The sequence below is a fragment of the Kosakonia sp. HypNH10 genome, from assembly GCF_029850615.1.
GTDB lineage: Bacteria > Pseudomonadota > Gammaproteobacteria > Enterobacterales > Enterobacteriaceae > Kosakonia > Kosakonia cowanii.
In genome coordinates this window covers 317,224-341,467 of record NZ_JAOTIU010000002.1, presented here as the reverse complement: position 1 = coordinate 341,467, position 24,244 = coordinate 317,224, and the positions used below count along the sequence as shown (strand labels likewise).

Annotated in this window: 26 protein-coding genes; 8 read left to right on the top strand and 18 right to left on the bottom strand. The window is 57.1% G+C overall.

Annotation, left to right across the window (positions count from 1 at the left end; translation table 11 throughout):
• Nucleotides 1-48: 48 nt before the first annotated feature.
• A complete protein-coding gene (gene yfbR / locus N7V53_RS07860; protein ID WP_124967760.1) occupies nucleotides 49-648 on the top strand; it encodes a 5'-deoxynucleotidase in 600 nt (199 codons plus the stop codon).
• A gap of 19 nt (nucleotides 649-667) precedes the next feature.
• On the opposite strand, the gene N7V53_RS07855 is transcribed toward yfbR, so the two are convergent.
• From N7V53_RS07855 to yfbV, 4 genes are all read right to left on the bottom strand, one after another.
• Nucleotides 668-2,500 (bottom strand): SLC13 family permease, encoded by a 1,833-nt coding sequence (locus N7V53_RS07855; protein ID WP_279792986.1) that lies wholly within the window; start codon nucleotides 2,498-2,500, stop codon nucleotides 668-670.
• A gap of 76 nt (nucleotides 2,501-2,576) precedes the next feature.
• Entirely contained in the window at nucleotides 2,577-3,236 is a 660-nt protein-coding gene (locus N7V53_RS07850; RefSeq protein WP_023479691.1) for a sugar phosphatase, read from the bottom strand.
• A gap of 10 nt (nucleotides 3,237-3,246) precedes the next feature.
• On the bottom strand, nucleotides 3,247-3,741 hold the full coding sequence (locus N7V53_RS07845; protein WP_124967757.1) for a YfbU family protein: 495 nt from the start codon (nucleotides 3,739-3,741) through the stop codon (nucleotides 3,247-3,249).
• Between the two features lie 156 nt (nucleotides 3,742-3,897).
• Nucleotides 3,898-4,353, bottom strand: a complete 456-nt coding sequence (yfbV, locus tag N7V53_RS07840) for a terminus macrodomain insulation protein YfbV (RefSeq protein WP_023479712.1) — start codon at nucleotides 4,351-4,353, stop codon at nucleotides 3,898-3,900.
• Nucleotides 4,354-4,689: 336 nt separating this feature from the next.
• Between yfbV and ackA the strand changes: the two genes are divergently transcribed.
• Nucleotides 4,690-5,892 (top strand): acetate kinase, encoded by a 1,203-nt coding sequence (ackA, locus tag N7V53_RS07835; RefSeq protein ID WP_023479643.1) that lies wholly within the window; start codon nucleotides 4,690-4,692, stop codon nucleotides 5,890-5,892.
• 82 nt (nucleotides 5,893-5,974) lie between these two features.
• A complete protein-coding gene (gene pta / locus N7V53_RS07830; RefSeq protein ID WP_279792985.1) occupies nucleotides 5,975-8,116 on the top strand; it encodes a phosphate acetyltransferase in 2,142 nt (713 codons plus the stop codon).
• A 216-nt stretch (nucleotides 8,117-8,332) separates the two neighbouring features.
• On the opposite strand, the gene yfcD is transcribed toward pta, so the two are convergent.
• Genes yfcD through yfcF form a run of 3 tightly spaced genes read right to left on the bottom strand, consistent with a single transcriptional unit; the run spans nucleotide 8,333 to nucleotide 10,186 of the window.
• On the bottom strand, nucleotides 8,333-8,881 hold the full coding sequence (yfcD, locus tag N7V53_RS07825; protein ID WP_023479717.1) for an NUDIX hydrolase YfcD: 549 nt from the start codon (nucleotides 8,879-8,881) through the stop codon (nucleotides 8,333-8,335).
• A gap of 54 nt (nucleotides 8,882-8,935) precedes the next feature.
• The gene (gene yfcE / locus N7V53_RS07820; RefSeq protein WP_270221745.1) at nucleotides 8,936-9,487 is read right to left on the bottom strand and encodes a phosphodiesterase; all 552 of its coding nucleotides are present in this window, start codon (nucleotides 9,485-9,487) and stop codon (nucleotides 8,936-8,938) included.
• 54 nt (nucleotides 9,488-9,541) lie between these two features.
• Complete coding sequence (gene yfcF / locus N7V53_RS07815) at nucleotides 9,542-10,186, bottom strand: glutathione transferase (protein WP_279792984.1); 645 nt, start codon at nucleotides 10,184-10,186, stop codon at nucleotides 9,542-9,544.
• Nucleotides 10,187-10,320: 134 nt separating this feature from the next.
• Between yfcF and yfcG the strand changes: the two genes are divergently transcribed.
• The 5 genes from yfcG to N7V53_RS07790 all read left to right on the top strand — a co-directional run bounded on the left by yfcG (nucleotide 10,321) and on the right by N7V53_RS07790 (nucleotide 13,661).
• Nucleotides 10,321-10,950, top strand: coding sequence for a GSH-dependent disulfide bond oxidoreductase (gene yfcG / locus N7V53_RS07810; protein WP_023479771.1), 630 nt, complete (start codon nucleotides 10,321-10,323; stop codon nucleotides 10,948-10,950).
• Nucleotides 10,951-10,989: 39 nt separating this feature from the next.
• A complete protein-coding gene (locus tag N7V53_RS07805) occupies nucleotides 10,990-11,886 on the top strand; it encodes a TIGR01777 family oxidoreductase (RefSeq protein WP_279792983.1) in 897 nt (298 codons plus the stop codon).
• Nucleotides 11,887-11,951: 65 nt separating this feature from the next.
• Nucleotides 11,952-12,524 (top strand): hypothetical protein, encoded by a 573-nt coding sequence (locus tag N7V53_RS07800; protein WP_279792982.1) that lies wholly within the window; start codon nucleotides 11,952-11,954, stop codon nucleotides 12,522-12,524.
• A 68-nt stretch (nucleotides 12,525-12,592) separates the two neighbouring features.
• Nucleotides 12,593-13,090, top strand: coding sequence for a GNAT family N-acetyltransferase (locus tag N7V53_RS07795; RefSeq protein ID WP_279792981.1), 498 nt, complete (start codon nucleotides 12,593-12,595; stop codon nucleotides 13,088-13,090).
• Nucleotides 13,059-13,661 (top strand): hypothetical protein, encoded by a 603-nt coding sequence (locus tag N7V53_RS07790; protein WP_279792980.1) that lies wholly within the window; start codon nucleotides 13,059-13,061, stop codon nucleotides 13,659-13,661. The genes N7V53_RS07795 and N7V53_RS07790 overlap by 32 nt, the downstream gene beginning before the upstream one ends.
• Nucleotides 13,662-13,764: 103 nt before the next feature.
• Here N7V53_RS07790 and hisP read toward each other — a convergent pair whose 3' ends face one another.
• The 11 genes from hisP to accD all read right to left on the bottom strand — a co-directional run bounded on the left by hisP (nucleotide 13,765) and on the right by accD (nucleotide 24,186).
• Nucleotides 13,765-14,538, bottom strand: a complete 774-nt coding sequence (gene hisP, locus N7V53_RS07785) for a histidine ABC transporter ATP-binding protein HisP (protein WP_023479919.1) — start codon at nucleotides 14,536-14,538, stop codon at nucleotides 13,765-13,767.
• 7 nt (nucleotides 14,539-14,545) lie between these two features.
• On the bottom strand, nucleotides 14,546-15,262 hold the full coding sequence (locus N7V53_RS07780) for an ABC transporter permease (RefSeq protein ID WP_023479676.1): 717 nt from the start codon (nucleotides 15,260-15,262) through the stop codon (nucleotides 14,546-14,548).
• On the bottom strand, nucleotides 15,259-15,945 hold the full coding sequence (locus N7V53_RS07775; protein ID WP_023479875.1) for a histidine ABC transporter permease HisQ: 687 nt from the start codon (nucleotides 15,943-15,945) through the stop codon (nucleotides 15,259-15,261). Before N7V53_RS07775 ends, N7V53_RS07780 begins: the two co-directional genes overlap by 4 nt.
• Nucleotides 15,946-16,028: 83 nt before the next feature.
• Nucleotides 16,029-16,811 (bottom strand): histidine ABC transporter substrate-binding protein HisJ, encoded by a 783-nt coding sequence (hisJ, locus tag N7V53_RS07770; protein WP_279793174.1) that lies wholly within the window; start codon nucleotides 16,809-16,811, stop codon nucleotides 16,029-16,031.
• Between the two features lie 265 nt (nucleotides 16,812-17,076).
• The gene (gene argT / locus N7V53_RS07765; protein WP_023479789.1) at nucleotides 17,077-17,859 is read right to left on the bottom strand and encodes a lysine/arginine/ornithine ABC transporter substrate-binding protein ArgT; all 783 of its coding nucleotides are present in this window, start codon (nucleotides 17,857-17,859) and stop codon (nucleotides 17,077-17,079) included.
• A 268-nt stretch (nucleotides 17,860-18,127) separates the two neighbouring features.
• Nucleotides 18,128-18,709 (bottom strand): UbiX family flavin prenyltransferase, encoded by a 582-nt coding sequence (locus tag N7V53_RS07760; protein WP_279792979.1) that lies wholly within the window; start codon nucleotides 18,707-18,709, stop codon nucleotides 18,128-18,130.
• A gap of 94 nt (nucleotides 18,710-18,803) precedes the next feature.
• Nucleotides 18,804-20,321: an amidophosphoribosyltransferase gene (purF, locus tag N7V53_RS07755; protein WP_023479726.1), complete on the bottom strand. Its 1,518-nt coding sequence runs from the start codon at nucleotides 20,319-20,321 to the stop codon at nucleotides 18,804-18,806.
• A 116-nt stretch (nucleotides 20,322-20,437) separates the two neighbouring features.
• Complete coding sequence (gene cvpA, locus N7V53_RS07750; RefSeq protein ID WP_124967749.1) at nucleotides 20,438-20,926, bottom strand: colicin V production protein; 489 nt, start codon at nucleotides 20,924-20,926, stop codon at nucleotides 20,438-20,440.
• 220 nt (nucleotides 20,927-21,146) lie between these two features.
• Entirely contained in the window at nucleotides 21,147-21,821 is a 675-nt protein-coding gene (gene dedD / locus N7V53_RS07745; protein WP_279792978.1) for a cell division protein DedD, read from the bottom strand.
• The gene (gene folC, locus N7V53_RS07740; RefSeq protein WP_279792977.1) at nucleotides 21,811-23,079 is read right to left on the bottom strand and encodes a bifunctional tetrahydrofolate synthase/dihydrofolate synthase; all 1,269 of its coding nucleotides are present in this window, start codon (nucleotides 23,077-23,079) and stop codon (nucleotides 21,811-21,813) included. The genes dedD and folC overlap by 11 nt, the downstream gene beginning before the upstream one ends.
• A 192-nt stretch (nucleotides 23,080-23,271) precedes the next feature.
• Entirely contained in the window at nucleotides 23,272-24,186 is a 915-nt protein-coding gene (gene accD / locus N7V53_RS07735) for an acetyl-CoA carboxylase, carboxyltransferase subunit beta (protein WP_023479916.1), read from the bottom strand.
• Nucleotides 24,187-24,244: the final 58 nt, after the last annotated feature.

The following is a 24,244-nucleotide window of genomic DNA, read 5'->3' as shown; positions in this document are numbered from 1 at the left end:
CACTCTCTGCGCACAATGGCTCCAGTCGCATTCAAGACAAGGTTAACTATGAGTCAGAGTCACTTCTTCGCCCACCTCTCCCGCCTGAAATTGATCAACCGCTGGCCGCTGATGCGCAACGTGCGCACCGAGAATGTCTCCGAGCATAGCCTGCAAGTGGCAATGGTCGCGCACGCGCTGGCGGCGATCAAAAACCGCAAATTCGGCGGTGCGCTTAACGCAGAGCGCATTGCGCTGCTGGCGATTTATCACGATGCCTCGGAAGTGATCACCGGCGATCTCCCGACCCCTGTTAAGTACTTCAACTCGCAGATTGCCCAGGAGTACAAAGCGATTGAGAAGATCGCCCAGCAGAAGCTGGTGGAAATGGTGCCCGAAGAGTTGCAGGATATTTTCGCGCCGCTGATTGATGAGCATCACTACAGCGAGGAGGAGCGATTAATTGTTAAACAGGCCGATGCGCTTTGCGCCTACCTGAAGTGCCTCGAGGAGCTTTCCGCTGGCAACAATGAGTTTCTGCTTGCCAAATCGCGGCTGGAGAAAACCCTCGATGCCCGTCGCAGCCCGGAGATGGACTACTTTATGCAGGTGTTTGTGCCGAGCTTCCAGCTGTCGCTGGATGAGATCAGCCAGGATTCGCCCTTATAACAAGGGCGATCATGCCCGCTTAAAAGGGAAAGAGCATCGGGATCATCACCACGCACACCATCATCACCAGCAGCGTAAAGGGCACGCCGAGTTTGATAAAGTCGCTGAACCGGTAGTTGCCCGGCCCTAATACCAGCGTGTTCACTGGCGATGAGACCGGCGTCATAAACGCTGCAGAGGCGGCCATCGCCACCATCATGGCAAAGGGATAAGGCGATACGCCCATCGATTTCGCCGCAGCCAGCGCAATGGGTGCCATTAAGACAGCCGTGGCGGTATTGGAGATAAACAGCCCAATCGCCGCGCACATCACAAACAGACAGATCAGCATCAGGTGCGGGCCATAACCTCCGCCCAACTCCATCAGCCCTTTCACCACCAGATCGACACCGCCGGTTTTTTGCAGCGCCAATGCAAAAGGCATCATACCGACAATCAGAATGATGCTCGGCCAGTGGATCGCTTTATAGGCGCTTTCGGCGTCGATGCAGCGGAATTTCCCCATCAGCATGCAGGCGATAATGGCGGCAATCGGATTGGGAATATCGTCGGTCAGCATCAGCGCGACCATCAATACCAGGCAGAAAATCGCATGCGGCGCCTGGCTGTGCGCTGGCGAAGCTGCGCTCTCTTCAACGGGCAGGTTCAGCACCACAAAGTCGCGGGCGTGTCCGGCAAGCTGGCTGATTAACTTCCAGTTGCCGACCACAAGGAAAATGTCGCCCAGTTGCAGCGGCTCGTCAGTGACTGCCCCTTCCAGCGCCACGCCGTTGCGCTTCAGGCCCACCACGTTCAGGCCGTAGCGGGTACGAAAACCGATTTCGCGCACCGTTTTGCCCAGCAGTTCGGAATCAGGGATCAGCGAGACTTCTGCCATGCCGACATCCAGCGCCTGGTCGGAGAAGTACTCCCCGCGCAGGATCATCGGCTCCAGTTGCTGCTCGACGCAGAACTGACGCAGGTCTACATCGGCGGAGGACATATCAATCAGCAGCACGTCACGGGCGCGAAACTCCGAAACGCCATTGACGTTAACAATCACCCGGCGAAAACGCCGCCAGCGCTCAACGCCGATGACGTTAGCACCATAGCGCTCACGCAGTTGCAGATCGTCGAGGCGCTGACCAATCATCGGCGAGCCAGGGCGAATAGCTAACCGGCGCGCGCGGCCCGCCAGGTGATACTCGCGGATCAGATCGCGAAATGAGCGCCGCTTCCAGCTCTCGCGCTGGGCGTCGCTCCCCTCCGCGTTCAGCATAAAGCGCATTAACAGCATATAGACGATGCCAAGCAGCAGGATAACCAGGCCAAGCGGCGTAACGCTGAAAAAGCCAAACCCTTCCAACCCTTCGCGCAGCAGTTCGCTGTTCACCACCAGGTTGGGCGGCGTCGCCACCAGCGTCATCATCCCGCTGATAAGCCCGGCAAAGCTGAGCGGCATCATTAACCGCGACGGCGAGACCTGCATGCGCAGCGAGACGCTCAGCACCACCGGGATAAAAATCGCCACCACGCCGGTCGAACTCATAAAGGCGCCCAGCCCGGCGACGGTGATCATTAGCAGGATCAGCATTTTGGTTTCGCTGCTGCCCGCCATCGTCACCAGCCACGCGCCCATATTGGCCGCCACGCCGGTGCGCACCAGCCCGTCGCCGATAATAAACAGCGCGGCAATCAAAATAACGTTTGGATCGCTAAAACCGGAGAGCGCTTCGGGGAGTGTCAGGGTGCCGCTCAGCACGAAAGCGACAATGACAAACAGCGCCACCGCGTCCATGCGCACTTTGCTCGTCGCAAAGAGCAGCACGGCAATGCCCAGCAGAGAGAGAACCCAAATCAATTCACCGTTCACAACCTGTCCTTGTTTGTTGAGGGTGGTAAAAGAGTGCCATAAAAAAACCCCACCGGGGTGGGGTTACATCATTGAATCAGGCTTTTAGATCGACGCTGACGATGCCGTCATGCTCTTTTGTGACGCGTATCGCCTCCAGGCTGGTCAGCGAGAAGTCGACCTTCTCAAGCCCCGGTGAACCCGGCGGCACATTGACCGCAATCACGTGACACCCGGCCGCGAGACCGGAGAGCACGCCCGCAGCCGCATCCTCCACCACCACGCAGGTTTCGGGTGCCAGCCCTAACAGCTCGGCACCGAGCAGATAGGCGTCCGGTTCAGGTTTGCCATGCTTCACCTGTTCGGCGGTGACAAAGACTTTCGGCATCGGCAGACCGGTGGCGCGATGGCGCGCATGGGCGACCGGCACCGAGCCGGAGGTGACAATGGCCCACGGAATAGCGGATTCATCCAGATGCTGAAGCAGTTCAATCGCGCCGGGCAGCGGCGTAATGCCGTCCGTGTCTGACGCTTCAATCTCCTCAAGGCGGGTAAATTCAGCCGCAATCTCCGCTTCTGAGGCACCCGCCATAAAGTGACGCAGTGAGGTGATGGCCTGTTTGCCGTGAATAAAATTGAGCACCTCGTCATGGCTGATGCCAAAGCGATCGGCCCAGCTGCACCAGGCTCGCTCAACGGCGGGGAGTGAATTCACCAGGGTTCCATCCAGATCAAACAGAAAGCCTTTGCACTGCACGTTCACCTCCTCAGGCGTTGAGAATTTGATTAATTTCGTTACTGCTTAAGTGGTACTGGCGCGGGCAGGCGTGCCACACGCTCAGCATGCGCTGGTATTTATCCCACATCGGCGTTTGGGCATTAAAGCCGTGGGTACCGGCATCAAAGTGGGTATAGCGCCCTTCTATATTGACCATAAAGCGGACATAGCCGAGGTAGCGCGCTTCGGTCGCGGCGTCGAAGCCGAGGAACGTGACGCGGCGCTCGTCAATGGCGGCGTTATCTTTCATATTGGTCCAGGAGACATGGAGTGCGTGGTACATCTCCATGATATCGATGATGTTGCGGCACGTTTCCTCTTTCAGCTCGCCGAATTCGCGATCCAGCTCGCGCATCTGCAAACCATATCCCCGTTCAACAATGGTTTGCAAACGACGATAGCGCTCCGCATTGGCCGGGTCCATCATGGTCATCATCTTGTATTGATTGGATAAGATCAGACGTTGGGCATTGGTCATTTCCATCTTCGACTCCTGTGGCACTTCGGCGCAGTAAAATAAGTTGGCCTCAGTCTACCTGTGAGTAAAAGGCGCTTTCTTGATTTGCCGGGGGTGTTGCGCGTATCTACCAAAAAAGAAAGCATCCGGGGATGCTCTCTTCTTATCAATCACGCACAACTTTTACAGCTCATCGAGAAAGGTTTTATCCAGCTGCTTAAAGGCGCGCTTAAGGGTATCGGCCAGCGCCTGATAATCGGGCTTGCCTTCCACCGGAGCCAGCGCCTGGCCCGCCTCCTGCAACTTACCGCGCACTTCATAGAACCAGTTCAGAATCGAGGGCGGCAGCGGCGTGACCGAGCGCTTGCCCAGCCACCATAGCCCCTGCATCGGCAGGCTCAGGGCAAACAGCGCGGTGGCAACAGCCGGGCCGAGCTGGCCGCCGAGGGCGATTTGCCAGCAGAGCGTGAAGATTGCCAGCGGCGGCATAAAGCGAATCGCGTAGCGTGTCGCGCGAATAGTGCGGTTCTCTACAAACATGGGAGCGAGGCGTTTTTCCATAGGCCAGGTCTTCGCATAGTGCTGACCCCGGCGAAATAAACTGAAGAAACTGACGGGTCGAATCTCAGGATTTGACATGGCTTCACCTCAACTTCACGTATAAAAATTAAAAAAATTATGCAAAACAACAACTGTGAATGACAACGTTAAAATTTTTTGTCAATCCCACCTGCTATCGGGTATTCTGTGGCGGCCTTTACCAGGCCTTAGACGAATAGGTTTGAGTCGTCAAATAATAAGCTCATTATGCCACTGTCTGAAAATTGCGCAAAATAGCTTAAAATTTTAACTATTCTTTCATCGTGTCAGAAAGTTCTCTCGACATGATGTTAATCATAAATGTCAGCGTCAACCTGCGCTACGCTGTGCGACTCACTGACCTTTTTTAGCCACGTATCATAAATAGGTACTTCCATGTCGAGTAAGTTAGTACTGGTTCTGAACTGCGGTAGCTCCTCACTGAAATTCGCAATTATCGATGCTGTAAACGGTGAAGAGTACCTCTCTGGTTTAGCCGAATGTTTCCACCTTCCTGAAGCACGTATCAAGTGGAAAATGGATGGCGGTAAACAAGAAGCGGCTTTAGGTGCAGGTGCCGCTCACAGCGAAGCGCTTAACTTTATCGTTAACACTATTCTGGCACAAAAACCAGAACTGTCTGCTCAGCTGACCGCAATCGGTCACCGTATCGTCCACGGCGGTGAAAAATACACCCGTTCCGTAGTGATCGATGAGTCTGTGATTCAGGGTATTAAAGACGCGGCCTCTTTCGCCCCGCTGCACAACCCGGCTCACCTGATCGGTATCGCCGAAGCGCTGAAATCCTTCCCGAGCCTGAAAGAGAAGAACGTTGCCGTGTTTGACACCGCGTTCCACACCACCATGCCGGAAGAGTCCTACCTCTACGCCCTGCCGTACAAACTGTACAAAGAGCACGGCGTTCGTCGCTACGGCGCGCACGGTACCAGCCACTTCTATGTGACTCAGGAAGCGGCAAAAGTGCTGAACAAGCCGGTTTCTGAACTGAACATCATCACCTGCCACCTCGGCAACGGCGGCTCTGTTTCTGCTATCCGTAACGGCGAGTGCGTTGATACTTCCATGGGTCTGACCCCGCTGGAAGGCCTGGTAATGGGTACCCGTTCTGGTGATATCGACCCGGCAATCATTTTCCATCTGCATGACACCCTGGGCATGAGCGTTGAAGCGATCAACAAAATGCTGACCAAAGAGTCCGGCCTGCTGGGTCTGACCGAAGTCACCAGCGACTGCCGTTATGTAGAAGATAACTACGAAACTAAAGAAGACGCGAAGCGTGCGATGGACGTTTACTGCCACCGCCTGGCGAAATACATCGGCTCTTACACTGCGCTGATGGATGGTCGTCTGGACGCGGTGATCTTCACCGGCGGTATCGGTGAAAACGCGGCGATGGTACGCGAGCTCTCCCTGGGCAAACTGGGCGTGCTCGGCTTCGAAGTTGACCACGAACGCAACCTGGCTGCCCGTTTCGGCAAGTCTGGTTTTATCAACAAAGAAGGCACCCGCCCGGCGATCGTTATCCCGACTAACGAAGAGCTGGTGATTGCGCAAGACGCAAGCCGCCTGACTGCCTGATAGCTTACCCACACCGCCAGCCAACGCTGGCGGTGCTGTTTTGTAACCCGTCCGCTTCGACGGTAACGAAAGAGGATTAACCGTGTCCCGTATTATTATGCTGATCCCTACCGGAACCAGCGTCGGCCTGACCAGCGTCAGCCTTGGCGTGATCCGTGCTATGGAACGCAAAGGCGTTCGTCTGAGCGTCTTTAAACCGATCGCCCAGCCACGTGCGGGCGGCGATGCGCCTGACCAGACCACCACTATTGTGCGCGCCAACTCCGGGCTGCCGGCGGCTGAACCGCTGAAAATGAACCACGTCGAGTCGCTGCTCTCCAGCAATCAGAAAGATGTGCTGATGGAAGAGATCATCGCCCGCTACCACGAAAGCAGCAAAGACGCTGAAGTGGTGCTGGTTGAAGGCCTGGTCCCGACCCGTAAACACCAGTTCGCCCAGTCCCTGAACTTCGAAATCGCGAAAACGCTGAACGCGGAAATCGTCTTCGTCATGTCCCAGGGCACTGACACGCAGGAGCAGCTGAAAGAGCGCATCGAGCTGACGCGCAACAGCTTCGGCGGCGTGAAAAACAGCAACATCACCGGCGTTATCGTTAACAAACTGAACGCCCCGGTTGATGAGCAGGGCCGTACGCGCCCGGATCTCTCTGAGATCTTTGATGACTCCTCAAAAGCAAAAGTAGTGCATATCGATCCGGCACAGCTGCAAGAGACCAGCTCTCTGCCCGTGCTGGGCGCGGTGCCGTGGAGCTTCGATCTGATCGCCACCCGTGCGATCGATATGGCGCGCCACCTGAATGCAACCATCATCAACGAAGGCGATATCAAAACCCGCCGCGTGAAGTCCGTCACCTTCTGTGCGCGCAGCATTCCGCACATGCTGGAACACTTCCGTCCGGGCTCACTGCTGGTGACCTCTGCCGATCGTCCTGACGTGCTGGTTGCGGCCTGCCTGGCAGCGATGAACGGCGTTGAGATTGGTGCCGTGCTGCTGACCGGCGGCTACGAGATGGAAGAGAGCGTGCGCAAGCTGTGCGAACGCGCGTTTGCTACCGGCCTGCCGGTATTTATGGTGAACACCAACACCTGGCAGACCTCCCTGAGCCTGCAAAGCTTCAACCTGGAAGTGCCGGTTGACGATAACGAGCGTATTGAAAACGTGCAGGAATATGTTGCCCGTTATATCAACGCGCAGTGGATCGACTCCCTGACTGCCACCTCCGAGCGCAGCCGTCGCCTCTCGCCGCCAGCCTTCCGTTACCAGCTGACCGAGCTGGCGCGTAAAGCGGGCAAACGCGTCGTACTGCCGGAAGGCGACGAGCCGCGTACCGTGAAAGCGGCCGCTATCTGTGCTGAACGCGGTATCGCGACCTGTATCCTGCTGGGCAACCCGGATGAGATCAACCGCGTTGCAGCGGCTCAGGGTGTTGAGCTGGGCGCCGGGATCGAAATCGTCGATCCGGACGTGGTGCGTGAAAGCTACGTCGCTCGCCTGGTTGAGCTGCGTAAGAGCAAAGGCATGACCGAAGCCGTAGCACGTGAACAGCTGGAAGACAACGTGGTGCTCGGCACGCTGATGCTGGAGCAGGATGAAGTTGACGGCCTGGTCTCCGGTGCGGTTCACACCACCGCGAACACCATTCGTCCGCCGCTGCAGCTGATTAAAACCGCACCGGGCAGCTCGCTGGTCTCCTCCGTGTTCTTTATGCTGCTGCCGGAACAGGTTTATGTTTACGGTGACTGTGCAATCAACCCGGATCCGACCGCTGAGCAGCTGGCCGAGATCGCTATTCAGTCCGCTGATTCTGCGACTGCGTTCGGCATCGAGCCGCGCGTGGCGATGCTCTCCTACTCCACCGGCAACTCCGGCGCGGGTAGCGACGTTGAGAAAGTGCGTGAAGCGACTCGCCTGGCGCAGGAAAAACGTCCTGACCTGGTTATCGACGGTCCGCTGCAGTATGACGCCGCGGTCATGGCGGATGTGGCGAAATCCAAAGCGCCGAACTCGCCGGTTGCCGGTCGCGCTACCGTGTTCATCTTCCCGGATCTGAACACCGGTAACACCACCTACAAAGCGGTACAGCGCTCTGCCGACCTGATCTCTATCGGGCCGATGCTGCAGGGTATGCGCAAGCCGGTGAACGACCTCTCTCGTGGCGCGCTGGTAGACGATATCGTCTACACCATCGCTCTGACCGCGATTCAGGCGTCCCAGCAGCAGTAAGATGTCGGATGGCGGCTGTGCCTTATCCGACCTACGGTTTGATAAGCTTCTCCGCCACCAGACAAAAAAGGCGACCTTCGGGTCGCCTTTTTTATACTGAGGTGTGTAGGCCGGATAAGCGCAGCGCCATCCGGCAATAAACCAGCCTCCTTACGCCGGCTATCGGGCAATAAAAAAGCGACCCTGAAGGTCGCTTTTTCTACTAAGCAAGGAGGGTTACTCCGTCTCCTGCTCGCGCTTTTCCACATCATTGCTGGCGTTACGGCTCATCCACAGCGCCAGCGCTTTCAGTGAATCGTCGGTAAACTCATCGCAGCGGGCGGTGATCTCTTCCGGCGTCATCCAGAAGACCTCACTCACCTCCTCTTCCTGCAGGGCAAACGGCCCGTGGGAAACGCAGCTAAACAGCCCACCCCACACCCGACAATGCTCATCTTCAAAGTAGAACTGACCATGTTCGGCAAACGGTACACCGGCAATGCCCAGCTCCTCTTCCGCTTCGCGGCGCGCGGATTCCAGCAGGTTTTCACCCGCCTGTACCACGCCGCCCGCGGTGGCGTCCAGCTTACCGGGCATAAAGTCTTTTAGCTCGGTACGACGCTGCACCAGAATATTGCCCATCCCATCATGCACCACAATATAGGTTGCGCGATGACGCAGGCACTGCGCGCGCATTTGCTCCCGGCTGGCCTGTGCGATCACCTCATTGTCTTCGTTGACAATATCTACCCATTCCATGCCTGCAAAATGACTCTGTTCCACCATCGGGACATCTTCTCTTTATGGCGCTCTTACGGCGCGTTTCGGTTGACGGGTAAATTACGGATTAATCGCAACCTGCGCAATAACCCGCTGATCATTAAGTGCGATAACACGTAACATATTCTCTTCCAGCATGCCGTAGCTGGCGGCAAATCCACCTTTCGGGATAGAGACCGAACCGGGGTTGAAGTGCACAATCTCATCACGCTTTTCAGCAACCGGAATATGGGTATGCCCGTACACCAGCACATCGCCTGCTTCCAGCGGCGGAATATTCTCCGCGCCGAAGAGATGACCGTGGGTCAAAAACAGGCGGCACGCAGGTAATAAAACCTGCTGCCAGGGCGCGGTAATGGGAAAGCGCAGCAGCATCTGATCCACTTCGCTGTCGCAATTGCCGCGCACGGCGATAATCCTGCTCGCCTGCGTATTGAGCCGTTCTGCCACCTGCGCCGGATTGTACCCTTCCGGCAGCGCGTTGCGCGGGCCATGATTGAGCACATCGCCAAGCAGAACCAGCCAGCGGGCGCCGCTTTGCGCGAACCGTTCCAGTATGCGTTCCGTCGCGGGCAACGACCCGTGAATATCCGATGCAAACATCAGTTTCATCACTGCACCTCTTTGAAAAAAACGCCCATATGATACCGGAACGCGAACCGCTTATCAGCCCGCGCGCTTAGCGGAAAGTGCAACATAGCGCTGAACCGAGGAGCGCTGCCACTGGAAGGTGGCGTACTCCGCTAAGCGCTCCGGCACCGGGTCGCCATGCATCACCAGTCGGTTAAGCATCAGGGCGAGATCGACATCGGCAATAGACCACTCGCCAAACAGGTTCGGCTTACCGTGCGCCAGCAATTCACCCGCGATGGTAAACAGTTTATCGGCGCTCGCCTGGCCTGCTTCGCTGAGCGGCCCTTTTTTCGCTCCGGCAAACACCACGTCCGTTGAGCGCGCTTCGCGGATCGGCAGCAAGTCGCTGCGCAGCCAGGCCTGCACCTGCCGCGCGCGGGCGCGGTTCTCGCGGTCGTGGGGATAGAGACGCTCCCACTCCGGCGGCGCAAAACGCTCATCGAGATATTCGGCAATCGCTGACGACTCGCTCAGCACAAAGCCATCAATCTCTAAGGAGGGAACACGTTGCGTCAGACGAAAGCCGGGCCAGCCCGCGCTATGCTGCGCCCCGCTCGCCAGATCGACGGTTTTCAGCGTGAAGGGCAGCGCCTTTTCATGCAGGGCAACGTACGCCGACAGCACATACGGGGAGAAGTACTCATTGTCAGACCACAACGTGATTGCCGGTTCGCTCATAACATCCTCGTTTAGCGGGTAGGTTTCGACCAAAATATAGCCTCTTCTGCCTTCTGTCACTTGCGGAAAACTCTGTCATTACGGGGAACACCTATACTTAACAGGCGACGCCCATTCCGCTCACAGGAGTTTCGATGATAGACCTCTATTTCGCCCCGACACCGAACGGCCATAAAATCACGCTGTTTCTCGAAGAGGCCGGGCTGCCGTATCGTCTGATCCGCGTAGATATTAGTAAAGGCGAGCAGTTTCGCCCGGAATTTTTAGATATCTCACCAAATAATAAGATCCCGGCGATTGTCGATCATGAACCCGCCGACGGCGGCGCGCCGCTCAGCCTGTTCGAATCGGGCGAGATCCTGCTCTATCTGGCGGAGAAATCCGGCCAGCTCCTGAGCGGTGAGTTGCGCGAGCGTCATGTCACTTTGCAGTGGCTATTCTGGCAGGTGGCGGGGCTTGGGCCGATGCTCGGGCAGAATCATCACTTTAACCACTTTGCACCGCAGCCAGTGCCCTATGCCATTGAGCGCTACCAGGTGGAGACGCAGCGGCTCTACCAGGTGATGAATAAACGTCTTGAGCAGGTGCCGTGGCTGGCGGGCCAGCACTACAGCATTGCGGATATCGCCGCCTGGCCATGGATCAACGCCCATGCGCGCCAGCGTATTTCGCTTGAGGATTACCCGGCGGTCTTTAACTGGTTTGAGCGCATTCGCACGCGCCCGGCCACCGAGAGTGCATTGCAGAAAGCGCAGCTGCCATAAGCTGCGCCTTTTAAGGATAATCACGCTTCGGAGGGAAGCATGAAGATACTCGTTACTGGCGGTACCGGCCTGATTGGCCACCATCTGATCCCCCGTCTGCTGGAGCTGCACCACAGCGTAACGGTGGTCACGCGAAATCCGGCCAAAGCGCAGCAAAAGCTTGATGCCCGCGTCAGCCTGCTGAAGGGGCTTAACGATCTTACGGATCTCAACAACTTTGATGCGGTGATCAATCTTGCGGGCGAGCCGATTGCTGATAAGCGCTGGACGGAAGAGCAGAAACAGCGCTTATGCAACAGCCGCTGGCAGATTACGCAACGGCTGGCAGATCTGATCAAAGCCAGCGACAACCCGCCGCAGGTGCTGATCTCCGGTTCCGCCTGCGGCTATTACGGCGATCTCGGCGAAGTGGTGGTGACAGAAGAGGAGCCGCCGCATAACGAGTTTACCCATAAGCTCTGCGCGCGCTGGGAGCAGATCGCCTGCGAAGCGCAGAGCGACCGCACCCGCGTCTGCCTGCTGCGCACCGGCGTGGTGTTGACGCCGAAAGGCGGCATTCTCGGCAAACTATTGCCGCTTTTTCGCCTCGGTCTCGGCGGGCCGATTGGCACGGGCCGGCAATATATGGCGTGGATCCATATCGACGATATGGTCAACGCGATTCTCTGGCTGCTGGATAACGATCTGCGCGGGCCGTTTAATATGGTCGCGCCCTACCCGGTGCGCAACGAGCAGTTCGCTCACGCGCTCGGTCATGCCCTGCACCGCCCGGCGTTTATGCACGCGCCCGCCACGGCCGTGCGCCTGATGATGGGGGAATCGTCGGTGCTGGTGCTAGGCGGCCAGCGCGCGCTGCCTAAACGCCTGCAAGAGGCCGGGTTTGCCTTTCGCTGGCACGATCTCGAAGAGGCGCTGACGGATGTGGTAAACACATAAATTTTGTCGCCTTGAGCCTGGGATGATGGTGGTAAGCTACGCCTTTTGAAGCAAAAGGGTTGCCATTGACCAGGTCGCAAAAAATCCGCCTCTCCGCACTCTGTCTGCTGGTGCTGGTATGGGCACTCTGGATGTGGGAGAGCGATCGGCTGGGCGTAATGGTCTTTATGCGTGATGATGCGCCCGATACGCCAGTTCTGCTGGGGGTTGCCCTGCTGACTGGCCTCTGGTGTGGCAGGCGCAGGGCGGTGCGCGGCGAGGCGAGCGCATTTAAGGCGTTAGCTCCGTGGCAGCTTTGCCTCTGCGTCGCGGCCTTTGTTGGCGTCACGCTGCTCAATGTCCCGGAAGGCTGGGTGCGTCTGACGGCAGGCGAAACGATACGGAGCGACGTGACCTTTCGCCTCACCTACCCCGGCCCTTCTCTCGGGCGCAAAAGCCACTGCGAAGCGGGTCTGCGCATTGATGATGCGTGGCTCGGGCGATTAGTGACCCTCTGCACTCACACAGGGAGCGTGCCGCGCGATGCCAGCTCGGTGCAGGTCGAAAAACGCCTCGCCGCACGCGGTGCCTGGTTTACCCGCTACCGCTTTATCGCTGAGAATGGCAAAACCTACGCCTGGCAGCCCGCTACCCCCTAATATTTGTGGCGCTCGCGCCCGCCTTTGCAGTGCTAAGCTTCTTCGTTTGATTCTCACAAGGACGCGTAATGACGTTGCAGACCCCCCGTTTTACCCTGACGCCATTTCAGGCGTCTGACTGGCCCTTCTTTTTGCAGATACGTCAGGATAAAAGCGTGATGCGCTATATGGCGGAGATCGCGTCTGAAAGCCAGATCCGCACCCTGTTTGAAGACCGGCTTAACGATCCGAATGCCTTTGTGATCCGCGATGAGCAAGGCCGTGCAATCGGTGATGTCGGCCTGCGCCCGAGCCAGCATCTTTTGCAGGAAGCGGATCTCGGCTACTCAATCCTGCCTGAAGCGCAGGGCCAGGGCGTGGCGTCAGAAGTCGTTGCCGCCCTGTGCGATTTCGCCTTTACCCAGCGTGATATTCACGCCCTCAATGCCTGGGTGCTGTCGGACAACCTCGGCTCGGTGCGGGTGCTGGAGAAGAGCGGTTTCACGCGCGTACAGGTGCTGGAGCAGGCCTATTTGCTGCGCGGGAAATATTACGATGACTGGATCTATCGCCGTGAAAAACGCTAAACGGATATTGCGATCGGGGAGAGTGCAGCTCGCCTTGTGCGTGCTATTTTTCTTTCTGTGGTTAATATGGCTGCTTTACGCCGTCGGGCTTGACAACCGGGTCTACCTGCAAGCGGGTGCGCCGGACACCTGGGCGGTATTAATCGTTGCCGTGGTGTTAAGCCTGCTGATCATCTGGCGTATCCCTTTTATCACCAGGCTGCGTAGTAAGCTTATCGGCTTTGTGGTTCTCTTTATGTATTGCATTGCAACGTTGTGGAACGTGCCGGAAGCGTGGGTAAAGTTTACCGCAAGCGAAATAGTACAGAGCGAGGTGACGTTTACCATCGCCCACCCAGGCCCGATTATCAGCCGCGCCAACCGCTGCCCGGCAGGGCTGCGATTTTACGATGCGTGGTTAAAGCGCCCGGTGGAGATTTGCACCCGCGACGCGCTTGTGCCGCCTGGTGCGCAAACGGTTCAGCTTGAGAAGCGCGTCTCCGCGCGTGGGGCGATATTTACCCATTACCGTTTTATTTCCGCCTCGGGCATTCCGCAAGGCTGGTGGCCGGTTAATCGCCCCGATAAGTGATGTTGCAACGGTGCAGTGCCGGATGGCGGCGTTCGCCTTATCCGGCCTACAACTGCACTCTCCCGTAGGCCTGATAAGCGCAGCGCCATCAGGCAGTCATGGCTTACTTCAGCGATCCCTTGAGGAACTGCTGCAAGCGCAGGCTTTTCGGGTTGCCGAACAGCTCATCCGGCGTGCCCTCTTCTTCAATTTTTCCCTGATGGAGGAAGATCACGTGGCTGGAGACATCGCGGGCGAAGCCCATTTCGTGGGTAACCACCACCATGGTTTTCCCCTCTTCTGCCAACTTCTGCATGATGCGCAACACTTCACCCACCAGCTCCGGGTCGAGGGCTGAGGTCGGTTCATCGAACAGCAACACTTCTGGCTCCATCGCCAGCGCGCGGGCAATCGACACGCGCTGCTGCTGGCCGCCGGAGAGATGCACCGGGTACTTTATCTGCTGCATCGCATCGATGCCCACTTTCGCCAGATATTTCACCGCCCGCTCGCGCGCTTCCTGCTTGCTCAACCCCAGCACCTGAATCGGCGCTTCCATCACGTTCTCCAGCACCGTCATGTGGCTCCACAAATTAAAGTGCTGGAACACCATTGTCAGGCGCGTACGCAGCAGGCGCAGCTGATTTTTGTCGGCGACTTTCAGCTGACCATCTTTGTCACGCACCAGATTGATATTCTGCCCGCTCACCACAATGGTGCCTTCGCTTGGTTTCTCAAGGAAGTTGATGCAGCGCAGGAAGGTGCTTTTGCCGGAGCCGGAGGAGCCGATGATGCTGATCACATCCCCGGCATTAGCCTGCAACGACACGCCTTTCAGAACTTCATGCTGGCCGTAGCGCTTATGCAGATCGGTAACGTTTAATTTATTCTCAGACATCGTGCTCTCAGTGCGTCGAAGAGGGCTTCATATGCTGTAAAAAGCGCTTTTCCGCGCGGCGGAAGAGGCTAATCAGGACATACGAAATAATGAGATAGAGCACCGCCGCAATACCGAACGCCGTAAAGGGCTGGTAGGTGGCGGAGTTAATATCACGGGCGATTTTCAGCAGATCCGGCACCGTCGCGGTAAAGGCCAGCGCCGTAGAGTGCAGCATCAGGATCACCTCGTTGCTGTAGGCCGGCAGCGCGATACGCAGCGCCGAAGGCAAAATAATGCAGCGGTACATTTTAAAGGATGAGAAGCCATACGCCCGCGCCGCTTCAATTTCACCGTGCGGCACCGAGCGGATCGCCCCGGCGAAAATCTCGGTGGTGTAAGCGCAGGTATTCAGCGTCAGCGCCAGCACCGTACAGTTGAGGCCGCTGCGGAAAAAGGCGTTTAACAGCTCGGTGCCTTTCACGATCTCCAGCGTGTACATGCCGGAGTAGAAGACCAGCAGCTGCACATAGAGCGGCGTGCCGCGAAAGATATAGGTGAATAACCAGATCGGGAAGCAGATGAATTTGTTGCTGGAGACGCGCCCGATAGCAAGAAACAGCGCCAGAATGCCGCCCATCACCACGGAAGCGATCAGCAGCCATAACGTAATCGCCACGCCGGTAATGCGGTAGCCATCGCTCCAGAGCAGGGATTGCCAGTACTCCTGAATAATCTCAATCACAGGTCGGCCCTCTTCACACCCACCGAGTAGCGACGTTCAAGCAGTAGCAGGACGCCGTTGGAGGCCGTGGTAAAAATGAGATAGATTGCGCCGCAGACAATGGCGAAGTAGAACGGCTCCCAGGTGCTTTTGCCGGCGAGCTGGGTCGCTTTCACCACATCTTCCAGCCCCAGTAAGGAGACCAGCGCCGTCGCTTTCAGGATCACCTGCCAGTTGTTGCCGATGCCCGGCAGCGCAAAACGCATCATCGCCGGAAACAAAATTCGGCGGAATACCTGGCGGCCGGTAAAGCCAAACGCCGTCGCCGCTTCAATCTGCCCTTTCGGTACCGCCATAAAAGCGCCGCGAAAGGTTTCGGTAAAGTAAGCGCCGTAAATAAAGCCGAGGGTGATGATACCGGCCACCATCGGATCGATATCCAGCTGCGCCATGCCGAGCGCGTCGGTAATGGCGTTAAGGGCAATTTGCAGGCCGTAGAAGATAAGCAGCATCAGCACCAGATCGGGCACGCCGCGAATAAGGGTGGTATAGCCTTCAAAAATCAGTGCCAGCGCGCGGCTTTTCGATAGCTTCGCGCCCGCGCCCGCCAGGCCAATCAGCACCGCCAGCACCACGGAGCTGAGCGCCAGCTCGAGGGTCACCAGCGCGCCCTGGAATATCACTTGAGAAAACCCGTGCAGCATGCAGCCTGTCCTGTCGTGTGTGGTGTTTGCCGTGTCTCTTCCCCTCCCTTGCGGGAGGGGTCGCACGTTAGTGTTGTGTGGGATTAACCACCGTAAACATTAAAATCGAAATACTTTTTCGCCAGCTTGTCGTAGGTGCCATCAGCGCGCATCTCGGCGAAGGCTTTGTTCAGCGCGTCACGCAGTTCGCTATCGCCTTTGCGCACGCCCATGCCGGTGCCGACGCCAAACAGCTTCTCATCTTTAATCGACGGCCCGCCGAATTTGTAGGCTTTGCCCATCGCGGTTTTCAGGAAACCTTCGCTGGCGGCGACTTCATCCTGGAACGCGGCATCAATACGGCCTGCGGTCAGGTCGGCGTAGATATTGTCCTGCCCCTGATAGGAGACGATTTCGACCCCTTTCGGCGCCCAGTGGACGTTACCGTAGGTCTCCTGGGTGGTGCCCTGCAATACGCCGATGCGTTTGCCTTTCAGCTTGTCCAGCTCCGGCTGGATAGCAGAATCTTTTGCTACCACCAGGCGGGAATCCGCCGCGTAGAGCTTGTCGGTGAAGTCAATCTCCTGCTGGCGCTTTTCGGTGATCGACAGCGAGGACATAATCGCGTCGATTTTCTTCGCTTTTAAAGAGGGGATCAGCGCGTCCAGCGGGTTCTCAACGAACACACACTGCGTACTAATGCGCTTACAGAGCTCTTTTGCCAGATCGATATCAAAACCGACTAACTCACCCTGCGCATTTTTTGACTCAAACGGGGCGTAAGTCGGATCGGTACCGATACGTAATTTTTGCGGGATGGCAGCAAATACAGTAGAGACGCTGGATACAGCGAGCACCAGAGAAAGGGAGAGCACCAATTTTTTCATCATTATCCTCAACAGACTGTCTTTCCTAAGGGAATTCTCACAACTTAACGGTGCGTTATCGTGCCATCATCTCCCCCGGCAAGGCAAAAGATAAACGCGGCAGCCTAACTTTTTTTGCAATCTGAATGCGTAACTATGCAGCTCTGCACTGTTGTGATGCAGCCGCTGCACCACGCTGGAACAGGCACCGTTTGCTGCACCATGCCGCGAAAGGCGCATGGCGCACCGTTTTCCCTCACGGCCCGCTGGCGCAGGCCGTACAGCCTTACTCGCCGTAGACGTTAAAGTCGAAATACTTTTTGGCGAGCTTGTCGTAGGTTCCATCTTTACGCAGCTCGGTAAAAGCTTTGTCGAACGCCGCTTTCAACTCGGTATCATCTTTACGTAGGCCAATCCCGGTGCCGTCGCCAAAGTATTTTTTGTCTTTCACCGATGGGCCTGCAAAAGCAAACTCTTTGCCCGCAGGCTGTTTCAGGAAGCCTTCGCTGGCGGCTACTTCATCCTGGAATGCCGCATCGAGACGACCGGCAGCCAGGTCAGAGTAGATCTGATCCTGGTTCTGGTAGGCGACCACGTCGATGCCTTTGCTGCGCCAGTTATCGTTGGCGTAGCCTTCCTGCGTTGAGCCTTGCAGCACGCCGACATGTTTACCTTTCAGCGACTCCAGCGTCGGTTTGATGGGTGAGCCTTTGGCGGCAATCAGGCGTGAATCCGCCGCGTAGAGCTTCTCGGAGAAGGCGATCTCCTGCTGGCGTTTTTCGGTAATGGAGAGCGACGAGATAATGGCGTCAATCTTCTTCGCTTTCAGAGAGGGGATCAAGGCATCAAAATCGCTGCCGACCCAGGTGCATTTCACCTGCATGCGTTTGCACATCTCATTACCAAGATCGATATCAAAGCCCACAAACTCCCCTTTCGCATCTTTCGAGGAGAAAGGTGCATAGGTGGCATCGGTGCCGATACGGACTGTCTGGGGAAGCGCTGCATAAACGCTGGCGGTGGCGGAGAGCCCCAGCAGTAAAGACAGAGCGAGGACCGTCTTCTTCATACATTACCCTCAAGTGTGCTGTTTTTTTATTGTGTCGTGTGTTGTGTTGCAGCCAGTAGCCTTGCACGTCTTATGCCACTTTCCCGATGACGAAATAACGCGGCGCGGGAATTGTTAATAAAACGTTGCAGATTGACCGTTGTGATGAAAGATAGCAGGTCTGCGGAACGAACCGCAGCAGTAAGCGGGGGAAAAGAGGATTAAATGTTGAGGATATGATCGCGCTTACAAATTTGCCCTAAAAAAGCGCATCCGGCGATACGTTGCACTATTTTGCAGCATCGCCGCCCTGCCAGCGGGCGAAAAGATCTTCCGGCAGTTCGATATCAAACTGATCCACGACGCGGTTGACGGTCTGATCGACGATATCTATCACGCTCTGCGGACGATGGTAAAAGGCGGGCACGGGGGGCATGATCACCGCACCAAGTTCTGCCGCCTGGGTCATCAGGCGCAAGTGTCCAAGATGCAGCGGCGTTTCACGCACGCAGAGCACCAGCGGGCGACGCTCTTTCAGCACCACGTCCGCCGCGCGGGTCAGCAGCCCGTCGGTGTAGCTATGGACAATGCCGGAAAGGGTTTTGATAGAACAGGGAAGGATCACCATGCCTGCGGTCTTGAACGAGCCAGAGGAGATGTTGGCAGCGATATCGCGGGCGTCGTGCACCACGTTTGCCAGCGCCTGTACATCGCGCAGGGAGTAGTCGGTTTCAAGGGAGAGGGTTTGCCGGGCGGCCTGGCTCATCACCAGATGGGTCTCTACTTCAGCGACATCGCGCAGCACCTGTAACAGGCGAACGCCATAAATTGCGCCGCTGGCGCCGGAAATGCCCACAATCAGTCGTTTCATCTGCTTATCCACCCGCTAACATAAGCGCAAACTTTGCCTGATTACAGAGGGTGTTGCAACAAGTTGCGCCCCTCATGCGAGGGGCGCGGCGGGATCAGCCTTCGTTGTGCATCTCTAAGCTTTCAACTTCGTTCTGCAACTGTACCGCTTTGGCATCGTCATTACGCAGGGAGTCGAGGTAATCAAGATACTGCTGATCGACATCTTTGGTGACGTAAATACCGTTAAACACCGAGCACTCGAACTGCTGAATGTCCGGGTTCTCTGCGCGTACGGCATCAATCAGATCGTTGAGGTCCTGGAAAATCAGCCCGTCTGCGCCGATGATCTGGCGGATTTCATCCACTTCACGACCGTGGGCAATCAGCTCATTGGCGGTCGGCATATCAATGCCGTAGACGTTCGGGAAGCGAATTTCCGGAGCCGCGGAAGCGAGGTAAACCTTCTTGGCCCCGGCTTCGCGCGCCATCTCGATAATCTGTTCCGAGGTGGTGCCGCGCACGATGGAGTCATCCACCAGCAATACGTTCTTATCACGGAACTCGGCGCGGTTGGCGTTCAGCTTGCGGCGCACCGATTTACGGCGCAGCTGCTGGCCCGGCATGATAAAGGTGCGGCCAACGTAGCGGTTTTTCACAAACCCCTGGCGGTAAGGCTTGTCCAGAATGCGGGCGATCTCCAGCGCGATATCGCAGGAGGTTTCCGGAATCGGGATCACCACGTCAATATCAAGATCTTCCCACTCGCGGGCGATCTTCTCGCCGAGCTTCATGCCCATATTGACGCGGGCGCTGTAGACGGAGATTTTGTCGATGAAAGAGTCCGGGCGCGCAAAGTAGACGTACTCGAACAGGCACGGGTTGCTGACCGGGTTTTCCGCGCACTGGCGGCTATAAAGCTGCCCTTTCTCGGTGATATAGACCGCTTCGCCCGGGGCGACATCGCGCAGGAACTCAAAGCCCAGCGTATCGAGCGCCACGCTCTCGGAGGCCACCATATATTCGGTGCGGCCATCGCCCAGTTCGCGCTTGCCCAGCACCAGCGGACGAATGCCGTTCGGGTCGCGGAAGGCAACCATACCGTGACCAATAATCATCGCCACGCAGGCGTAGGCACCGCGGATCTGGCGGTTGGTCGCGGCAATCGCGGCGAAAACGTTATCCGCTTCAAGCGGATAGTGACGGAAGTTATCCAGCTCGCTGGCGAAAATATTGAGCAGGATTTCAGAATCTGAGGTGGTGTTAATGTGGCGACGCTTCTCTTCGAACAGCTTTTTACGCAGTTCGTGCGCGTTGGTCAGGTTGCCGTTGTGCGCAAGCGTAATGCCGTACGGGGAGTTAACGTAAAAGGGTTGCGCTTCTGAAGCGCTGGAGCTGCCCGCGGTGGGGTAACGAACGTGGCCAATCCCCATATTGCCCTGCAGGCGCTGCATATGGCGGGCTTCAAATACATCATTCACCATGCCATTCGCTTTACGCAGACGGAAACAGTTATTGGCATCAATGGTGATGATGCCCGCTGCATCCTGCCCACGGTGCTGCAGCACCGACAACGCGTCATAAATCGACTGGTTTACCGGCATGAAACCGGCGATACCGACAATACCGCACATACGTCTTTTCCTCGTTAAGAGCTTGGTTTACCAGGCGTAATCGTCAAAGACCGCTTGAACAGCGACAGCGCGCGAAAACCGCCTGTTAAACCAAACTCTAAGCCACATCTCAGGGCTTAAACCCTGGGCAAGAAACTCGACGAGCTTTGCAGATAGTCAAAGAACCACCTGATGATGAAGCTGAATTGCGGGATAAGCTGCGACTTTTGCCAGTCTTCGCTTTTCGACAGGCCTGTAAAGGTATCCAGAAAGAACAGAATGGCGGCGACGATCAGCACGCCGCGAAGCGCACCAAAGCAGATCCCCAACACCCTGTCTGTACCCGACAGGCCGGTTTTCTCCACCAGCGTACCGATAACGTAGTTAACGATAGCGCCCACAATCAACGTCGCGATAAACAGCACCGCGATGGCAATTCCATTACGTACCAGTTCCTCTTCAAAGCCCGTGAACCAGACTGACAGGTAAGTGTAGTAATGGCTGGCGACAAAGAAAGCACAACCCCATGTCACCAGCGATAACGCTTCACGAACAAAGCCGCGGATCAGGCTTACCAGACAGGAAAAACCAATCACCGCGATGATGGCGTAATCAATCCAGACCATATGTGTCCCACGATTTTACGCCCTGTCATCCAGTTCGGGGCGCATTCTAACAGAAAAAGAAAACGTTTGCGTAGGGATTTCCTTCCCGCGCGGAAATAAAAATGGCGCTGAAAAAATATTCAACGCCAGCAGAACATTGGCCTTAATGACCGCACATTTATCTGGCTCCCCTGCCCCGTTTTACGGGCCATTGCCAGCAAAATAGCGCAGGGTTGCGCGGTTAATTGGCGCTGTAGTTCATCACCACGCCATTGAGGCCTGACAGCTGGTTCAGCTCACCAAGCGACGCTTTGAGTTTATCGCGCGAAGCATCAGGGCCAACCAGAATGCGGGTGATTTTACCCTGAACTGGCGTCGTCGGCGATGTGTAAGCGCGATAGCCCGCAGCGCGCAGTTTACTTACCACTTCATTCACTTTATCGGCGTTTTTCAGCGCACCCAGCTGGACCACATAAGCTTTGCCGGTCGGAGCAGGTTTCTCCTCCTGCGCTTTAGCCGGAGCCTCGTTCGCCGCCGTCTGCTGCTCGCGCACAGGCTGCGGTTTAGGCTGCGGCTTTTCAACGGGTTTTGGCTTCGGCGTTACCGGCGTGGTGGTCACTTCCGGGTCGGGATTGCTGTTTGCCGCAAGCCTTGAAGCATCAAGCGACGGTGCGGCGGCATCGCCAGCACGCACCTCTTCCGCAGCACCTTCCGGCGGCTGCGCGGGCAGCGCCTGGGTTGCGGCCGGCATCATATCCGGCTCGTCGCGATCGCCCGGCTTCGGCACCAGCGGGATCGCCGCGAACTCATCCTGATAATGCTTTTTCTGCCCGTCGAGCAGCCCGGGCAGAATAATCACCCCGAGCGCGACCAGTATAACGGTGCCCATTAAACGGTTCTGAAACTTACTTGCCACCGGTTCTCCCCGCTTCCATCGCTTCCATGACATGCGCCACGGTGTGGAACGAGCCACACACCAGCACGGTATCGCAGGCGTCGGCCTCCGCCATTGCCGCCTGCCAGGCCTGGGTCACGTCCGGGAATGCTTGCCCCGACGCCAGGTGCGCCAGCAACTGCTCCGCCGTCGCGCCGCGCGGCCCCTCCAGAGGGGCACAATACCAGCTATCGACCACCGGCTCCAGACAGGCAAGCGTTCCGCTAATGTCTTTATCATGCAGCATGCCAACCACCGCCAGCACGCGACCGCTTTTCGGCAGCGCTGCCAGGCGTCCGGCAAGATAGCTTGCGGCATGAGGATTATGCGCAACATCGAGGATCAGACGTGGTGCTTCGCTCACAATCTGAAAACGACCGGGTAAAATCGCCCGCTCAATGCCGTCGCGGATCGCCTGCTCGCTTACTGCCAGTTTACTGGCGCGCAGCGCGGCCAGCGCGGTAGCCGCGTTCGGCTGCGGCACCTGCGGCAGCGGCAGATCGTTCAGCTCGCCCTGCGCATCGCGAAAACGCCAGCTTTGTGCGCCAACCTCGTAGTGCCACGCCACATCGCGCTGTAACAGCTGCGCGCCTTTCTCCTGCGCCACCTCCGCGATGGTGTGCGGCATATCCGGCTCGCCAACCACCGCGGGTTTGCCGGTGCGGAAGATACCCGCTTTTTCACGGCCGATGCTTTCACGATCCGGCCCGAGCCAGTCGGTATGATCGAGCGCGATGCTGGTGACCACCGCGACATCGGCATCGACCATATTGGTGGCGTCAAGACGTCCACCAAGGCCCACTTCGAGGATCACCACGTCCAGCTGTGCCTGCTTAAACAGCCACAGGGCTGACAGGGTGCCAAATTCAAAATAGCTTAAAGAGATATCGCCGCGCACGGCTTCGATCTCCGCGAAGGAAGCGGTGTGCGCGCTTTCTGCCAGCTCCCCGCCCTGTACGCGTACGCGTTCGGTGTAGCGCACCAGATGCGGCGAGCTATAAACGCCGACGCGATAACCGGCCGCCAGCAGGCTCGACTCCAGCGTGCGGCAGGTGGTGCCTTTGCCGTTAGTACCGGCGACCGTGAAGACAAACGGCGCGGGACGCAGCACATCAAGCCGCGCCGCCACCTGGCTTACGCGATCGAGCCCTAAATCAATAGGTTTACTGTGCAGCTGTTCCAGATAAGAGAGCCATGCGGCCAGGGGCGACGTGGCTTGCGGAGTAGAGAGAGTGTCCATGATGCCCGTTGATAGTGTGCGGTTTGAAAAGCAAAAGGGCAGTGCCTTTTGGCCCTGCCCTCATGAGTATACACATGCTCGTTTTCGCTGCTGGCGCGTGGTCACATAGCCATCCCGCTTTCCTGTGTGGAGAAAGAGCGAGCTAAGCAAGGCGCGTCAACGCACCTGCAGCAGAAAGCGTGACGTGTATTATCAGGCTTCGCCTTCCTGATCCGGCTCTGGCGTTACCACCGTGCCAATATGCGTATCGTCCGCATCCGGCGCAGGCAGATTCATCATCTTCGCCAGAATACGCGCCAGCTTAAAGCGCAATTCCGGGCGGCGAATGATCATATCGATAGCGCCTTTTTCGATCAGGAACTCACTGCGCTGGAAACCGGCAGGCAGTTTCTCGCGCACGGTCTGCTCGATAACGCGCGGGCCGGCAAAGCCGATCAGCGCTTTCGGCTCAGCGATGTTGAGATCGCCCAGCATCGCGAAGCTGGCAGAAACGCCGCCCATGGTCGGGTCGGTCAGCACGGAGATGTACGGCAGACCGCGCTCCTGCATTTTCGCCAGCGCTGCAGAGGTTTTCGCCATCTGCATCAGCGACATCAGCGCTTCCTGCATACGCGCACCGCCGGAAGCGGAGAAGCAGATCATTGGGCAGTTATCTTCCAGCGCCTGCTCAACCGCACGCACAAAGCGCGCGCCAACTACGGAACCCATTGAACCGCCCATGAACGCGAACTCAAAGGCCGCTGCGACAACCGGCATGCCATGCAGCGTGCCCTTCATCACTACCAGCGCGTCTTTCTCGCCGGTCTCTTTCTGAGCTGTCGCCAGACGGTCTTTATACTTCTTCGAGTCGCGGAACTTCAGCACATCTTTCGGCTCAAGTTCGCTGCCCAGTTCAACCAGCGATCCTTCATCCAGCAGGCTATGCAGGCGATTACGCGCTGACATCCGCATGTGGTGATCACATTTCGGGCAGACTTCAAGGTTACGCTCCAGTTCGGCGCGGTAAAGCACCTGACCACAGCTATCGCATTTTGTCCACACGCCCTCAGGGATGCTCGCCTTACGGGTGGGGGTGATGTTGCTTTTAATTCTTTCAATCCAGCTCATTGATAACCTTTCTACATGAACCTGGTAGCCCTTGACTGGGGCACATTAAAACATAACG

What these genes read in the sequence shown, in the direction of transcription:
- yfbR (WP_124967760.1), top strand. Translation starts at nt 49, where the DNA reads ATGAGTCAGAGTCACTTCTTCGCCCACCTCTCCCGCCTGAAATTGATC.
- N7V53_RS07845 (WP_124967757.1), bottom strand. Translation starts at nt 3,741, where the DNA reads ATGGAAATGACCAATGCCCAACGTCTGATCTTATCCAATCAATACAAG.
- yfbV (WP_023479712.1), bottom strand. Translation starts at nt 4,353, where the DNA reads ATGTCAAATCCTGAGATTCGACCCGTCAGTTTCTTCAGTTTATTTCGC.
- ackA (WP_023479643.1), top strand. Translation starts at nt 4,690, where the DNA reads ATGTCGAGTAAGTTAGTACTGGTTCTGAACTGCGGTAGCTCCTCACTG.
- yfcD (WP_023479717.1), bottom strand. Translation starts at nt 8,881, where the DNA reads ATGGTGGAACAGAGTCATTTTGCAGGCATGGAATGGGTAGATATTGTC.
- yfcE (WP_270221745.1), bottom strand. Translation starts at nt 9,487, where the DNA reads ATGAAACTGATGTTTGCATCGGATATTCACGGGTCGTTGCCCGCGACG.
- yfcF (WP_279792984.1), bottom strand. Translation starts at nt 10,186, where the DNA reads ATGAGCGAACCGGCAATCACGTTGTGGTCTGACAATGAGTACTTCTCC.
- yfcG (WP_023479771.1), top strand. Translation starts at nt 10,321, where the DNA reads ATGATAGACCTCTATTTCGCCCCGACACCGAACGGCCATAAAATCACG.
- N7V53_RS07805 (WP_279792983.1), top strand. Translation starts at nt 10,990, where the DNA reads ATGAAGATACTCGTTACTGGCGGTACCGGCCTGATTGGCCACCATCTG.
- N7V53_RS07795 (WP_279792981.1), top strand. Translation starts at nt 12,593, where the DNA reads ATGACGTTGCAGACCCCCCGTTTTACCCTGACGCCATTTCAGGCGTCT.
- N7V53_RS07790 (WP_279792980.1), top strand. Translation starts at nt 13,059, where the DNA reads ATGACTGGATCTATCGCCGTGAAAAACGCTAAACGGATATTGCGATCG.
- hisP (WP_023479919.1), bottom strand. Translation starts at nt 14,538, where the DNA reads ATGTCTGAGAATAAATTAAACGTTACCGATCTGCATAAGCGCTACGGC.
- N7V53_RS07775 (WP_023479875.1), bottom strand. Translation starts at nt 15,945, where the DNA reads ATGCTGCACGGGTTTTCTCAAGTGATATTCCAGGGCGCGCTGGTGACC.
- hisJ (WP_279793174.1), bottom strand. Translation starts at nt 16,811, where the DNA reads ATGAAAAAATTGGTGCTCTCCCTTTCTCTGGTGCTCGCTGTATCCAGC.
- argT (WP_023479789.1), bottom strand. Translation starts at nt 17,859, where the DNA reads ATGAAGAAGACGGTCCTCGCTCTGTCTTTACTGCTGGGGCTCTCCGCC.
- N7V53_RS07760 (WP_279792979.1), bottom strand. Translation starts at nt 18,709, where the DNA reads ATGAAACGACTGATTGTGGGCATTTCCGGCGCCAGCGGCGCAATTTAT.
- purF (WP_023479726.1), bottom strand. Translation starts at nt 20,321, where the DNA reads ATGTGCGGTATTGTCGGTATCGCCGGTTTCATGCCGGTAAACCAGTCG.
- cvpA (WP_124967749.1), bottom strand. Translation starts at nt 20,926, where the DNA reads ATGGTCTGGATTGATTACGCCATCATCGCGGTGATTGGTTTTTCCTGT.
- folC (WP_279792977.1), bottom strand. Translation starts at nt 23,079, where the DNA reads ATGGACACTCTCTCTACTCCGCAAGCCACGTCGCCCCTGGCCGCATGG.
- accD (WP_023479916.1), bottom strand. Translation starts at nt 24,186, where the DNA reads ATGAGCTGGATTGAAAGAATTAAAAGCAACATCACCCCCACCCGTAAG.